This window comes from Flavonifractor hominis (assembly GCF_040095835.1).
GTDB lineage: Bacteria > Bacillota > Clostridia > Oscillospirales > Oscillospiraceae > Flavonifractor > Flavonifractor hominis.
The window spans coordinates 474159-487649 of sequence record NZ_JBBMFT010000001.1 but is presented as its reverse complement, the minus strand read 5'-3'; the positions used below and the strand labels follow the sequence as shown (position 1 = coordinate 487649).

Below are 13491 nucleotides of genomic sequence, written 5' to 3'. Positions count from 1 at the left end.
GGTCCACCAAAATCAGGCCGCTCCGTTCTACTCCATTTCTATAGAGCAGAGCGAGCTGTAAAAAAGGAGAAGAGCCGCCAGACCGGCGGTGCGGCAGTGTGGAGACCTGCCGTAAAGCCCACGGGGTAACGCTCCCCGTGGACGAGGGAGTTGGCGCGGAGGCGCAGCTCTTACGGTCTATACGTATGGCAACTGTGACGCTGAAGAACATAAAGAAGGTTTATGATAACAAGGTGACGGCGGTCCACGACTTTAACCTGGAGATTGCCGACAAGGAGTTTATCGTACTGGTTGGACCCTCCGGTTGTGGTAAGTCTACCACACTGCGGATGATAGCTGGTTTGGAGGATATTTCGGGTGGAGATCTGCTTATTGATGGTAAGCGGATGAATGACGTGGAGCCTAAGGACCGAGACATTGCCATGGTGTTCCAGAGCTATGCTCTGTATCCCCATATGACGGTCTATGAAAATATGGCCTTTGCCTTGAAATTGCGCAAAGTACCCAAGGAAGAGATCGACAAAAAGGTACGGGAGGCAGCTGCTATCCTGGATATCACGCAGTATCTGGACCGCAAGCCTAAGGCTCTTTCCGGTGGCCAGCGCCAGCGCGTGGCCATTGGCCGGGCCATTGTCCGCGACCCAAAGGTGTTCCTGATGGATGAACCGCTTTCCAATCTGGACGCCAAGCTGCGCAACCAGATGCGTGCGGAAATTATCAAGCTGCGCCAGCGCATCAATACAACCTTTATTTATGTAACTCATGACCAGACTGAGGCCATGACCCTGGGCGACCGTATTGTCATCATGAAAGATGGCTTCATCCAGCAAATCGGTACGCCGCAAGAAGTGTTCGATCGCCCTGCCAATCTGTTTGTGGCCGGATTCATCGGGTCACCTCAGATGAACTTTTTCTCCGGAAAGCTGCAGAAGGTGGGAGACAGCTACCGCGTAGCAGTAGGTGAGGCCGTGGTGGAGTTGAGCGATAACGTCCAGGAGATCCTGCGCGAAAAGGGGATGGAAGACCGGGAAGTGACCGTGGGCATCCGGCCGGAGCACATTTCCTTTGCGGCGGAAGCCGGACCTCATACCATTGCCAGCAAAGTAGACGTATCTGAGATGATGGGCAGCGAGGTGTACCTCCATGTCAATGCAGTGGGTCGGGATGTGGTACTGCGCATTCCCACGGTAGAGCTGCCCCAGGAGCAGCGGGGCGGTATCCCTTACGGAACGGAGATCAACTTTGCCTTCCGTCCTGAACTCATTCATTTGTTTGACCCTGAAAGCGAGAAGAATCTGATTTATTAAAAAAGATACGGGCCGCAGTCAAAACTGCGGCCCGTATCTTTTTATTGGTTATTCGCCCAAGAGTAACTTCTGAAGTGCTGCTGGAGTATCCACAATCGTGGACGCGCCGTGAGCGGCCAGGAATGCCCGACTGCGAAAGCCCCAGCTGACAGAGATGCAGGGCAGACCCGCATTATGGGCGGTTTGGATATCTACGTCCGAATCTCCAACGTAGACCGCACCGTTGGGGGATACACCAAGCTCGGACAAAGCACGAAATACCGTATCAGGTGCCGGCTTGCGCAGTACGCCTTGAGATTCGCCGATGGATGCCGCTACCGGGATACGGGTGCCAAAGTAAGTCTGGCAGAGACCTTTGACGGCACCGTCGAACTTATTGGAGACTACGGCCAAGGAAAGTCCGGCGTTTCCCAATGCATCCAACAGATCCAGAATGCCAGGATAAGGGGCGGTTTTGTGTTCCATATTTAAAAGGTAATGGGCACGAAAATCAGCCAGACAACTGGACTCCAGTGCTTCAGAGGTGCCATCTGGCACGGCGCGGTGGACCAGTTGGCCAACTCCATTACCCACAAAAGTCCGGACTTCTTCCACAGTGCGGCCGGGCAGATTATGCAGGGACAGGGCGTAGTTTACGCTGTCGGTCAGATCCAGCAGAGTGTTCAACAGAGTTCCGTCCAGATCAAAGATAACCGTATGAAAGGGATGCATGTTGGGAATTCCTCCTGTTGCGCAGAGATTCTGAGCGTTATTATAGCACATTAGAGTGACAGGAGAAAGACGTGGGTGAGAAAAAAGCCAAGCAGGCCGCAGCCTGGAAAAGTAAATACCCAGGTAAGAAAAATGCGACGCACTACGGTAAGATTTGCCGTACCGGAAGCGGACTGTCCCGCACCCAGAATGGCGGCTGTTTTGACGTGGGTGGTGCTGACAGGCAAGCCGGCCAGCGTACATAGCAGCAGACAGGCTCCACAGCCAAGATCGGCAGCAAGACCGGCTTTGGCGGTAAGGTGGACCATATCCTGACCTATGGTGTCGATGATGCGACGGCCGCCCAAAGCGGTTCCCAAAGCCATCACGATCCCGCACAAGACCACGGGAACCAGGGGAACCGGGCGCGTGTCAGGGGGTGGGCCACCGAATTCCCAAAAGGCACATAGCAGGAGCATACCTAGAAATTTTTGCCCATCTTGGGCGCCGTGCAGGAAGGCATTGAGAGCAGCTCCAACCGTCAGACCGCGGCGACACAGTTGTTCCGAAAGGGAGAGATGAGACAGCAGACACAAAACCGTACGTCCAGCGGGAATGCCAAGCCCAAGCGAGAATACAAGGCCCAGGAGTACTTTCATCCAAGCGTCCGGAGAAAGGTTGGATAACCCGCCGGGCAGTGCCAGAGCAGCACCGGTCAGACCTGCCACCAATGCATGGCTTTCGCTGGTAGGTACACCGAATCGCCAGGCCAGCACGGCCCACAACACGATGGCACACAGCGCAGCGCACAGTGCGGAACGTGCTTGAGCGGACGAGCCACCGAAGTGAAAAATGGAATAGATGGTATCCGTTACTGCACTGTGGCTCGTTGCGGCCCACAGAACTCCTGCTAAATTACACACGGCAGCCAGCAGAGCCGCCTGCGGGAAGGAAAGTGCGTGCGTAGCCACCGCTGTGGCGATGGCGTTGGGCGCATCCGTCCAGCCGTTGACCAGCAGAGCCGCCAGTACCAACAGCCCAATGGGAAAAAGAAACGAAAGTCCGAACAAAACAACACCCCCTGTCTCCAGAGTATGGGGACAGAGGGGTGTGCATGTCTGAAAAGAAGCTCAGTAAAGGCCGATGGCGCTGAGGATGCGGAGTGCCTGCTCAGACCGAAGAGACCAGGCCGCCTGTGCTGCATGCTCCCGACGGCGCGTTCTGGCCCAACTGCCCGTTTCCCGCAGGGCAACAGCGCACAGCTGGCCAAATCGCTCAGGGGTATGGGCAGAGTAGATTACATCTGGATAGGGCTCTACCTGATCCATGCATAGCATGGAGACGATGGGGGCACCGGAGGCCAGGTACTCATATATCCGGGGGGACAGGATATCATTTTCTGGGTCGTTAAGCCGAAGAAAATTCATACATACATCGAAGCAGGACAGATAGTCCGGGACCTCTACCGGGGTGCGTGGACCCAGGAAGCGGACATTGGGCATGTGTTCCAGGGCGTCCGCAGTTGGATTGGCCATGCGCCGGCCTAAAAAGACCAGCGTGGCAGAGGGAAGGGCCCGGGCGGCATACAGTGCAGGGGTCAGGTCCAGGTCGGACCAGATCGTTCCAACATAGCCCAGAATGGGGCCGGGCAAATGGACCAGCTCTTGGGGACGCTCAGTAGGGGGGCGGGTAAACATGGGAAAATTGACCCCGTTGGGCAGCAGAGCAATGTTGTCATTACAGGGGGCCAGGTGCTCCACCAGCTGCTGGGAAGCGGCAAAGACCACATCGGCAGCCAGGGCCATGTCGCTCTCCCAGCGGGGAGGCAGGTCAGACCAGTCCCTGGCGCAGTCGTAGACCACTCCACGGTGAGGAATCAACTCCAGAAAATGCACGCCTTCAGGTGTTCCGCACCAGAACAGCGGTTCCCGGATACGATGATGTTCCATTTGCCGCAGGATAAAGCGGGCCTGTTTATGACAGCCGCGCTGAAACAGAAGCCGATGCCGCTCATCCACATCCAGAATAGGGGGAAGCGTATAGACTGTAATACCGGGGCGGACCTTTCGCCCAGAGGAAACCTGTCGGTGTCCAGGGGGTTCAAAAAACAGAAGTTTGGCTCCGGTCAGCCGGGCCATGAGCTGTTGGGTACGACTGGGAAAAGTGCTCCAGCGGGAAGGGGAGAGACATATGATTTCCTTCAAGTGCCGCTCACCTCGTCAGCGGCCAGCAGCCGTCGGGCAGTTTCGCTGTTGTGTTCCTCGACCTGACGCAGCCGCTCCACACCGCCGGAGAGAAACGCGGTATCTCCAATGCGGCTGCAGGCTGCGTCAATATGAGCACACAATTGGTCCACCGTTACTTGATTCAGATCGGTATACAGATCCTGACCGATGTAGGACAAAAAGGAACTGATTTTCTGATCATATACTACGCCTACCAGAGGCACACCTTGCCCTGCGGCAAAGACCAGTGCATGAAGACGCATGGAGACGACGACCTGCATGCGGGCAAACAGCCCGATGGTATAATCCGAACTTCCGGTATATTCCAAGATATAGTGGGGGGCTTTCATGTGCTGGGCAGCCAGTCTGGCGGCCCCTACATCCAGCCGGCGCTCGATGGGGAGAAATACGGGAATGAGGCCATATTTCTCATAGGCATAGTCCGCCGCTGCGCCAAAGAGTGCCGCTTTTGCTTCAAAGCCGGGCCAGGGACGAAGTGTAAATCCAATGTACTTGCCGGATGGATCGATACCATGGCTCTCCAAAATACCGTCTACCACCTGGGGAGGGGCAGCAGGCAGAATGACGGTAGGATCAGCGGACAGGATCACGTCGGGCCGGGTGACTCCCATATCGATCAGTTCATCCCTGGAGTGAGTATCCCGCAGCGTAATGGCGTCCACGCTTCGCTGAAGCACGCGGGAGGCTCGTTTTCGGTTGGCAGGGGAGTGGATGGGACCAATGCCGCAGCCGTACATCATGACCTGATTGCCCAGGCGTTTGGCCCAGGAGATGGTAAACAAATAGAACCAGAGCGAGCGGTGGCTGGTCACGTCCTGCATCAGGGAACCACCGCCGTTGATATACAGATGAGTCTTGCGCATCCGCCAGAGAAAACGGGGAAAGGCAAAGGTATAAATAGAATTGACCCGATAGGTCAAACGGGTGTCGTTTGGGTTACGGGAGAGAACCCAGATGGGCAGATCTGGATCAATCTGCCGCAATTCCGTGACGATAGCCTCCAGAATAGCGTCGTCGCCGGCGTTGCCGCGTCCATAGGCACCACACACCAGCGCGCCATCTCGATGACCTTTCTTACGGGCCTGACGGCGGAGGATCGTCTTGTAGATAGTGAGCTGACGCTCCAGAGTGCTCTCCAGAGAGAAGTCCTGCTTAGCCCGCTGATAGAGCCGCTCGCCCATGTGACGGCGCAGGGTGGGGTCTTTGCAAAGGGTGGTCAAATGTTTGGCCAGGGAGTGGGCATCACCGGCAGGGAAGAGCAGGCCATGGATACCGTGTTCAATGAGATAGGGGACTCCGCCTACCCGGCTGGCCACTGTGGGCAGTCCGGCACGGGCGCCTTCGGTGAGAGAATAGGGAAAGGTCTCGGATAGAGAGGTAAGAGTATTGATATCAATGGCGTGATAAAAACTATCCGTGTCTGTGATCCAGCCGGCAAAGCATACCCGCTCCGCCACGCCCAGTTCCGCAGCCAGAGATTTGAGCATGGACATCTGTTCACCGTCGCCGGCAATGAGCAGGCGCAGATTGGGACACTCCTGATAGGCCAGAGCAAAGCCGCGCACCAGTGTGGCAATGTCTTTGACCGGGTTGAGCCGGGCGGCGATACCTACCACGACAGAGTTTTCGTCTGCATCCAGGCCCACACTGCGAAAATATGCCTCACGATCCAGCGCAGGGACGCGGGGAGTAAAGTCGATGCCATTGTAGATGGTGAAAAGCTTGTCTGGATCAAATCCACGGGTAATGAGCAGGTTGGTCATGGCGTCAGAGACGCCGATACGATAGTCCAGCAGGCGCAGGGCAAGGGTATTGATGGTACCATAGGTCAGCCGGGAGAAAGGGCGGCCCAGATAATCCAGACGGTAGTCGGAATGGACCGTAGTGACTACGGGAAGACCGGTGTCCCGTCGTAACAGTGCGCCCATCATGTTGCCGCGGGCACCGTGGCAGTGAATGATCTGGTAGCCGCCTTCGCGGATCATTTGCCGCAAGGTCCGGTAGGTGCGCAACAGATTATGACCAGGGAGTACCACGGTGTGAATGCCGAGAGCCCGAGCCTCCTCAGAAAAGGGACCCTCCATAAAGCAGACCATGGTAACGTCGATGGTGTGGGAGAGGTTTTGCAGCAGGGAGTGAACATGAGTCTTTGCCCCGCCGCTGTCACCGCCGGAGATAAGGTGGATGACTTTCATAAACAAGACCTCCGAGAAAAAAAGAAAAGACTTGTCTCACCATGGAGAAGTATGTTACAATAAGCAAGTATCATTGTACCAAGTATTATGTCAATTTACAACCTCGGAGGCTACAAAAGATGATAGACGAAAAGGGAAGACTGTTTGGGAAGATCAACATTGTGGATCTGCTGGTGATTTTGGTAATCGTGATTGCTGCAGTAGTGCTTGGAATGAAGTTCCTGGGCGGCAGTGGAAACAGTGCCATTAACCCCACCAAAACACACGTGACCTATACCGTACTGGTGGAGGGGGTCGAACCGGAGGTATACGAAAATATCCAGAAGTATATCCCCTCTACGCTGATGGCTTCCGGTGAGTTGCTGGATGGTCAAGTGACCGCCGTGACTGCTGAGCCGCATGAACAGAAGATTAGCGTCAGCGATACCGGCAAGTCAGTGATTGTACCGGTGGACGATGATCTGCTGGATCTCACCTTTACCATTGAATGCAACGTGGTCAACGCAATTACCACCGAACTGGGTACTCAGGAGATTCGAGTAGGGAAGACCCATATTGTCAAAACAGATAAGATCGAACTGGCCAATGGCATTATTGTGGATTGTGTCTGGGGCGATGAGGCGGCCTGAACAAGAAACGAATAGGAGGAGCGGCGGGATGAGGTCCCGCCGCTCCCGCTTTATGGAGGAATCATTATGTTAGATGCTCTGTTGCAGTTGGATGGCGGTATCCTGCTGTGGATTCAGACGTGTGTGCGCAGCGCTGTTCTTACGCCGGTATTTACGCTCTACACACACTTGGGGGATGCCGGGATGCTGTGGATCGTCCTGTCTGTGGTGATGCTCTTTTTCCGAAAGACCCGCAGAGCTGGTGTCGTAAGCCTGACCGCGTTGTTGTTCAGCCTGATTCTGACCAATGGACTGCTGAAGCATCTGGTGGGAAGAACGCGGCCCTGGCTGACAGTGGAGGGGCTGGTGCCCTTGGTCGCTGAGCATGACCCAAATTCGTTTCCATCCGGGCATACCTGCGCCGCCTTTTCTGCCGCTTCGGCTTGGTACCGTACGCTGCCCCACCGCTGGATGAAAATCCTGGGTGTGGTACTTGCTGTACTGATGGGATTGTCCCGTCTTTATGTTGGAGTCCATTTCCCCAGTGATGTACTGTGTGGTATGCTGGTGGGCCTGTTGTGTGGTTGGCTGGCTTGCCTGCTGTGGCGCAAATATGCCGGTAAGCGGAGCTAAGGATAACAAAAAAGGACTGCATCTTAAGATGCAGTCCTTTTTTACTATTAAAAGAAAGCTTACTTCAGCTCGACCTTGGCGCCGACCTCTTCCAGCTTCTTCTTCAGCTCCTCAGCCTCATCCTTGGAGACGCCCTCCTTGATGGCCTTGGGAGCGGCCTCAACGGCAGCCTTGGCCTCAGCCAGGCCCAGGCCGGTGATCTCACGGACAGCCTTGATGACCTTGATCTTCTCAGCGCCGACCTCAGCCAGCACCACGTCAAACTCGGTCTTCTCCTCAGCAGCGGGAGCAGCAGCGCCGCCAGCAGCGGGAGCAGCCATAGCAGCGGCGGAGACGCCGAACTCGTCCTCCAGAGCGTGCACGAGCTCGGAGAGCTCCAGAACAGTCAGACCCTTAACCTCTTCGATGAGGGCAGTGATTTTCTCAGAAGCCATGATAGGTAACCTCCTAAATAAATGTTTGTAAAAATAAGTTGCGGGGAATTACTCGGCAGCCGCTTCCGCGGGAGCCTCGACGGCCTCGACAGAGCCGCCCTTCTGCTCGCAGATGGCCTTGATGACGATGGCCAAGCTGCTGATGGGAGCCAGCATAGTACCCAGGACCTGAGCCTGCAGAGCCTCCTTGGAGGGCAGCTCAGCCAGAGCCATGATCTCGTCCATGGACAGGACCTTGCCGTCCATAAAGCCGGCCTTAATGGTGAACTTCTCACCATTGAACTGCTTGGCGAACTTGTTGATCACCCGCATGGGGGCGATGGGATCGCCATGAGACAGAGCCAGAGAAGTGGTACCGTTGAGCACGGAATCCATCTCTTCCAGACCCACGTTGTTGATGGCAAAGCGCACCAGAGTGTTCTTCACCACGGCGTAGTCCAGCTCATTCTTGCGGCACTCGGCACGCAGAGCGGTGTCCTGAGCCACGGTGATGCCCTTGTAGTCCACGAGCACGCCGCTGCTGGCGCTCTTGAGCTTCTCGGTCAGCTCAGCCACGATGGCCTGCTTCTCACTGAGAACCTTTGCGTTAGGCATTTGGAATTCACCTCCGTTGAGATTGAGTCCAACTTTCTCGATGCAGACGCAACAAAAAAGCTGTTTCCGCATTCAAAGCAGCGAAAACAGCACAAAAGTCAAATCACGTTGTGGCTGCATTCTCGGCAGGAATTATGGTTTGCACCACCTGCTGTCTTTGAACACGAAATTCATTATACCATCTTGGACAGGCTATGTCAAGCATAACCTGTCCAAGAATGATATTTTTTTGCAGCTAAGCTGATTACATCAGCTTGGCGCCGTTGATCTTCACGCCGGGGCCCATGGTGGAAGCACAAACGCAGGAGCGAATGTACTGACCCTTGGCAGCGGAAGGCTTAGCCTTGACAATGGCGCCCATCAGAGCGTTGAAGTTCTCGGTCAGCTTCTCAGCGCCGAAAGAGACCTTGCCGATGGGGCAGTGGATGATGTTGGTCTTATCCAGACGGTACTCCACCTTACCGGCTTTGATCTCGGTAACGGCCTTGGCCACATCGGGAGTGACGGTGCCGGCCTTGGGGGAGGGCATCAGGCCCTTGGGGCCCAGAACCTTACCGAGGCGGCCCACAACACCCATCATGTCGGGAGAAGCCACGACCACATCATAGTCGAACCAGTTCTCTTTCTGGATCTTCTCGACCAGATCCATCTCGCCCACGAAGTCAGCGCCGGCGGCCTTGGCAGCCTCGGCCTTGTCGCCCTTGGCGAAGACCAGCACGCGCTGAGTCTTACCGGTGCCGTGGGGCAGGACGATGGCGCCACGAACCTGCTGGTCAGCGTGACGGGAGTCAACGCCCAGCTTCACGTGCAGCTCGACGGTCTCATCGAACTTGGCAGGAGCGGTCTTAACCACCAGCTCCATCGCCTCAGCGGTATCATACAGAGCGCCCTTGTCGATCAGCTTGGCGCTCTCCTGGTATTTCTTGCCTCTAAACATGCTCTATTCCCTCCTCTGGCTTAGTCGCCCACCACGATGCCCATGGAACGGGCAGTGCCGGCGATCATGCTCATAGCCGCCTCGATGCTGGCCGCGTTCAGGTCAGGCATCTTGGTCTCGGCGATCTTGCGCACATCTTCCTTGCTGATGGTGGCCACCTTGGTCTTGTTGGGCACGCCGGAGCCGGACTCGATGTTGCAGGCCTTCTTGATGAGAACGGCGGCAGGAGGAGTCTTGGTGATGAAGGAGAAGGAACGGTCGGCATAGACAGTGATCACCACGGGGATAATCAGGCCCACGTCGTTCTTGGTACGCTCATTGAACTCCTTGGTGAACGCGGCGATGTTGATGCCGTGCTGACCGAGAGCGGGGCCGACAGGGGGCGCGGGAGTTGCCTTGCCCGCGGGAATCTGAAGTTTCACATAACCAGTAATTTTCTGTGCCATTTGAAACAGCACCTCCTACGATAAATGTGGTTGGAAGCGGAATCTCGCACGGAGATCCCTCCCACGTGCGGGGGAAACGGGCCTGTGGCCCGAGGTAGGTCATTCGACCGGTTCGACCTGATCCAGTTCCAGCTCGACCGGAGTTTCACGACCAAACATGGAGACCACTACGCGGACCTTGCTGTGGTCCAGGTCGATCTCCTCGACGGTGCCCAGGAAAGATTCCAGAGCGCCATCGGTGATCTTGACGTTGTCGCCCACCTGATATCCGACCACCACTTCGCGCTTTTCTACGCCGAGAGCGGCGATCTCATCATCTGTCAGGGGGATGGCTTTGTTGCCCGAGCCCACGAAGCCAGTGGCACCGCGGACATTGCGCACCAAATGCCAGGTTTCATCCGTCATGACCATTTTGACCAGCACATAACCGGGGAACACTTTGCGTTCCACTGTCTTGGGACCGTTGTCGGTAATCTCGGTAACGGTCTCCAGAGGGATGCTGACCTCCTGGATCAGGTCCCGCAGGCCACGGTTTTCCACAGCCTTTTCAATGCTGGCGGCCACGGTGTTTTCATAGCCGGAATAGGTATGGACCACATACCACTTCGCACTCTCAGCCATGGTTACACCTTAACCCTTACCAAACAGATCCAGCAGGGCAGAGATCACGGAGCCGGCGAGGGCGTCGAACACCCAGATGCAGATGCCAACGATGATGCAGCAGACAATCACGATCACGGTGTTGTTGAGGGTCTGCTTGCCGGTAGGCCACTGGACCTTTTTCAGCTCGCTCTTCAGCTCTTTGAACCACTTGCCGATGCGGGCGAAGAAACCGGTTTTTTTCTTGGCGTCCTTTTTCTTATCAGGCTTGGCGGCTTTATCCGCCTTTGCGGGCTTCTCGGAGGCGGACGCTACTTCCTCAGAAGCGGCCTGTTCGAGCTTCTCGTATTCAGACATTCCGTTTAAACCCTTCTTTCTTCTGCGCAATAGCAGCACTCATTACTTGGTCTCGTTGTGAACCGTGTGCTTCCTGCAGAAGGGGCAGTACTTGTTCAGTTCCAGACGGTCGGGGGTATTCTTCTTGTTCTTGTTGGTGTTGTAGTTGCGCTGCTTGCACTCGGAGCAGCGCAGAGTGATCTTCACTCGGTTGCCGGCCTTCGCCATGTTCGGCACCTCCTTCATTGATTGACCGCGCGCAACAAAAAAGCTGGACGCAGCCGTTTGGGCCGAATCCAGCAACGTACAGGTGCGCAAAACGCCCCTGTTGTTTCCGTCACGGTGCGGATTCGGCTTGTTTGCCTCCCTATGTCCTCACGCTGAGGGGAAGGGTTTCATGCGTCATCACACCGTAAAAATGCGCACAAAAAAAGAGCCCTCTTTCATAGGTACTTGAACTATAGCACACCCTATGAAAGAAGTCAAGCAGTTTTTGCTTGTTTTTTGCCGTCCTTTCCGGTATAGTGGGAAAAAAGGAGTGATTTAGGTGCGCATTATGGCAATCGATTATGGCGATGCCCGGACCGGGGTAGCGATTTCTGATCCCACAGGACTTCTGGCCGGGTATACGACGGTGATCCACAGCCGCAAGGCAGAGGTAGTGGTGGCTGAGCTGGTCCGTCTGGCAGAGGAGTACAGTGTGGACGAACTGGTAATGGGCTTTCCCCGGAACATGGACGGCACCGAGGGGCCCAGGGCGGAGCTCTACCGGGCTTTTGCTGCCCAGGTAGAGGCGGCATGCGGACGTAAACCGGTGCTGTGGGATGAGCGGCGTACCACAGTGGAGGCCCACAATATTCTGCATGCCTCTGGGAAAAAAATGAAGCAGCACAAGAAAAATGTGGACGCTGTGGCAGCCACACTGATTCTGGAGGGATATTTGACTTTTAAGCGGGCCAGGGGATGACAGAAACTCAGGGCCTGCTGAACAGTTCACGCAACCCAACCACGATGAGAAAGCCGCCAAAGCATTTGTGGAGCAATTCCACATCCAGACCGGTGGCTGCCCACGCAGCTACCGCAGTGCCGGCCAGACCGGCCAGAATAGCGGGATATGCCGTACGTTTGTCTACGTACCCGTTTTTGATATGAGCGGGTAAAGCAGCGGACGCGGCAGGGAGGAAGTAGAGTAGATTGATTCCCTGTGCCTGTGTTTGGGGAAGTCCGGCGAAAGCGGTCAGATAGATGAGCAGCAGAGTGCCTCCTCCGACCCCAAAGCCGGAGAGTACCCCGGTGGCTGTGCCCACCAGAAATGGAAGCAGCCACTCCATCAGAAAAACAGCGCCTTTACGCCGCCATAGAGAATAAGCAGGGCAAATGCGCGGCGCAGCCAGAGCATATTCAGCCGACGGAATACGCTCCCTCCGATCAGACCACCCGCCAGACCGCCGGCCAGATAGGGGAGAGCAGTCACGAGATCCAGACCACCCCGAAACCAGTAGATAGCGGAAGAGAGTGCGCACAGGGGAAGAATAATGGCCACCGACGTGGCGAAGGCCTTTCGTTGCTCCAGCTTACACCATCGGGTGAGCAAAGGAACCAGAAGCATGCCGCCGCCACCGCCGAAAAAGCCATTGGTTAGCCCGGCTGCCACACCAGCCAGTGCTCCGCGTAAATTTTGCTTTATGTTCAAAAAACATCCCTCCATCAGCATTAGTTTGCCGATGGAGGGATGTTTTATACACCAAGTCCGGACAGCGATTGCACCACATCGCCGGCCATCATCAGTCCGGCGACTGGAGGAACCCAGGCTACACTGCCTGGGACAGAGCGGCGACCGGGGGGAGGAGCTTCATGCTGAAGAGGAGTACGAGGTTCTTCCGGAGACCAGAGTACCCGATGATGCAGAATCCCACGGGCACGCAATTCTTTGCGTACTACCCGAGCCAAAGGACACCCCTCCGTCTTGGAAAGGTCAGAAATTCGAAACAGGCTTGGGTCCAGCTTATTGCCTGTGCCGAGTGCGGAGAGAATGGGAATCCCCCGATTCAAAGCGGTCTCGATCAGATCGAGCTTGCAGGAGACCAGATCAATGCAGTCTACAATATAGTCATACCGGGTGTCAAAAAAGGATTCCCGACATTCTGCTTCATATTTTTCTATCCGAACGGTGGTGGAGCAGTCCGGGTTAATGTCAGCGATGCGCTCAGCCATGGCCTTGGCTTTGGGTTTTCCCAGAGTGGATATAGTGGCCTCAACTTGACGGTTTAGGTTGGTGAGCCCCACCTCATCATGGTCAACTAAGGTGAGTGCTCCCACGCCTGAGCGTGCCAGAGCCTCAGCGCACCAGCTTCCCACACCGCCTAGGCCAAATACGGCCACATGGGATTTAGCCAACCGCTCCATCGCATGCCTGCCCAAAAGCATTTCCGTGCGCAGGAATCGTTCGTCCATAAAAACCTCCA

Annotated in this window: 18 protein-coding genes and 1 other annotated feature; of the genes, 4 read left to right on the top strand and 14 right to left on the bottom strand. The window is 55.8% G+C overall.

The window, feature by feature from the left end; all coding sequences use genetic code 11:
• Positions 1-185: 185 nt before the first annotated feature.
• Positions 186-1307: an ABC transporter ATP-binding protein gene (locus tag WMO45_RS02455; RefSeq protein WP_349139330.1), complete on the top strand. Its 1122-nt coding sequence runs from the start codon at positions 186-188 to the stop codon at positions 1305-1307.
• Between the two features lie 48 nt (positions 1308-1355).
• Here the strand turns inward: WMO45_RS02455 and WMO45_RS02450 are convergent, their stop codons facing one another.
• From WMO45_RS02450 to csaB, 4 genes are read right to left on the bottom strand one after another with little or no spacing between them, the layout of a single operon-like run.
• Complete coding sequence (locus tag WMO45_RS02450) at positions 1356-2018, bottom strand: HAD family hydrolase (protein ID WP_349139068.1); 663 nt, start codon at positions 2016-2018, stop codon at positions 1356-1358.
• Positions 2019-2068: 50 nt separating this feature from the next.
• Positions 2069-3067, bottom strand: coding sequence for an inorganic phosphate transporter (locus tag WMO45_RS02445; RefSeq protein WP_349139067.1), 999 nt, complete (start codon positions 3065-3067; stop codon positions 2069-2071).
• A 60-nt stretch (positions 3068-3127) separates the two neighbouring features.
• Entirely contained in the window at positions 3128-4201 is a 1074-nt protein-coding gene (locus tag WMO45_RS02440; RefSeq protein ID WP_349139066.1) for a glycosyltransferase family protein, read from the bottom strand.
• Positions 4198-6438, bottom strand: coding sequence for a polysaccharide pyruvyl transferase CsaB (gene csaB, locus WMO45_RS02435; protein ID WP_349139065.1), 2241 nt, complete (start codon positions 6436-6438; stop codon positions 4198-4200). Before csaB ends, WMO45_RS02440 begins: the two co-directional genes overlap by 4 nt.
• Positions 6439-6557: 119 nt before the next feature.
• On the opposite strand from csaB, the gene WMO45_RS02430 reads away from it, so the two are divergent.
• Together WMO45_RS02430 and WMO45_RS02425 are read left to right on the top strand one after the other, a co-directional pair.
• The gene (locus tag WMO45_RS02430; RefSeq protein ID WP_349139064.1) at positions 6558-7067 is read left to right on the top strand and encodes a DUF4330 domain-containing protein; all 510 of its coding nucleotides are present in this window, start codon (positions 6558-6560) and stop codon (positions 7065-7067) included.
• A 66-nt stretch (positions 7068-7133) separates the two neighbouring features.
• Entirely contained in the window at positions 7134-7679 is a 546-nt protein-coding gene (locus tag WMO45_RS02425) for a phosphatase PAP2 family protein (protein ID WP_349139063.1), read from the top strand.
• 59 nt (positions 7680-7738) lie between these two features.
• Here the strand turns inward: WMO45_RS02425 and rplL are convergent, their stop codons facing one another.
• The 7 genes from rplL to rpmG form a co-directional block, all read right to left on the bottom strand.
• Positions 7739-8113, bottom strand: a complete 375-nt coding sequence (gene rplL / locus WMO45_RS02420) for a 50S ribosomal protein L7/L12 (protein ID WP_087188131.1) — start codon at positions 8111-8113, stop codon at positions 7739-7741.
• A gap of 48 nt (positions 8114-8161) precedes the next feature.
• Positions 8162-8707: a 50S ribosomal protein L10 gene (rplJ, locus tag WMO45_RS02415; RefSeq protein ID WP_349139062.1), complete on the bottom strand. Its 546-nt coding sequence runs from the start codon at positions 8705-8707 to the stop codon at positions 8162-8164.
• Positions 8708-8751: 44 nt separating this feature from the next.
• Positions 8752-8886, bottom strand: a sequence feature (ribosomal protein L10 leader region).
• Positions 8887-8951: 65 nt separating this feature from the next.
• Positions 8952-9644, bottom strand: a complete 693-nt coding sequence (rplA, locus tag WMO45_RS02410) for a 50S ribosomal protein L1 (RefSeq protein WP_349139061.1) — start codon at positions 9642-9644, stop codon at positions 8952-8954.
• Between the two features lie 20 nt (positions 9645-9664).
• Positions 9665-10090, bottom strand: coding sequence for a 50S ribosomal protein L11 (rplK, locus tag WMO45_RS02405; RefSeq protein WP_297212709.1), 426 nt, complete (start codon positions 10088-10090; stop codon positions 9665-9667).
• Positions 10091-10189: 99 nt separating this feature from the next.
• Positions 10190-10711, bottom strand: coding sequence for a transcription termination/antitermination protein NusG (gene nusG / locus WMO45_RS02400; RefSeq protein ID WP_349139060.1), 522 nt, complete (start codon positions 10709-10711; stop codon positions 10190-10192).
• A 9-nt stretch (positions 10712-10720) separates the two neighbouring features.
• Positions 10721-11047 (bottom strand): preprotein translocase subunit SecE, encoded by a 327-nt coding sequence (gene secE / locus WMO45_RS02395; protein ID WP_349139059.1) that lies wholly within the window; start codon positions 11045-11047, stop codon positions 10721-10723.
• 42 nt (positions 11048-11089) lie between these two features.
• The gene (rpmG, locus tag WMO45_RS02390; RefSeq protein ID WP_009259908.1) at positions 11090-11254 is read right to left on the bottom strand and encodes a 50S ribosomal protein L33; all 165 of its coding nucleotides are present in this window, start codon (positions 11252-11254) and stop codon (positions 11090-11092) included.
• Positions 11255-11573: 319 nt separating this feature from the next.
• Here rpmG and ruvX point away from each other — a divergent pair, with 319 nt between their 5' ends.
• Complete coding sequence (ruvX, locus tag WMO45_RS02385; RefSeq protein WP_349139058.1) at positions 11574-11993, top strand: Holliday junction resolvase RuvX; 420 nt, start codon at positions 11574-11576, stop codon at positions 11991-11993.
• Positions 11994-12000: 7 nt separating this feature from the next.
• Here the strand turns inward: ruvX and WMO45_RS02380 are convergent, their stop codons facing one another.
• The 3 genes from WMO45_RS02380 to WMO45_RS02370 are packed head-to-tail and all read right to left on the bottom strand — an operon-like array spanning position 12001 to position 13480.
• Positions 12001-12357 carry a TSUP family transporter gene (locus tag WMO45_RS02380; protein ID WP_349139057.1) on the bottom strand — a complete coding sequence of 119 codons (357 nt, stop codon included), beginning with the start codon at positions 12355-12357 and terminating at the stop codon, positions 12001-12003.
• Positions 12357-12719 (bottom strand): TSUP family transporter, encoded by a 363-nt coding sequence (locus WMO45_RS02375; protein WP_349139056.1) that lies wholly within the window; start codon positions 12717-12719, stop codon positions 12357-12359. Before WMO45_RS02375 ends, WMO45_RS02380 begins: the two co-directional genes overlap by 1 nt.
• Positions 12720-12763: 44 nt before the next feature.
• Positions 12764-13480, bottom strand: coding sequence for a tRNA threonylcarbamoyladenosine dehydratase (locus WMO45_RS02370; protein WP_349139055.1), 717 nt, complete (start codon positions 13478-13480; stop codon positions 12764-12766).
• Positions 13481-13491 lie beyond the last annotated feature (11 nt).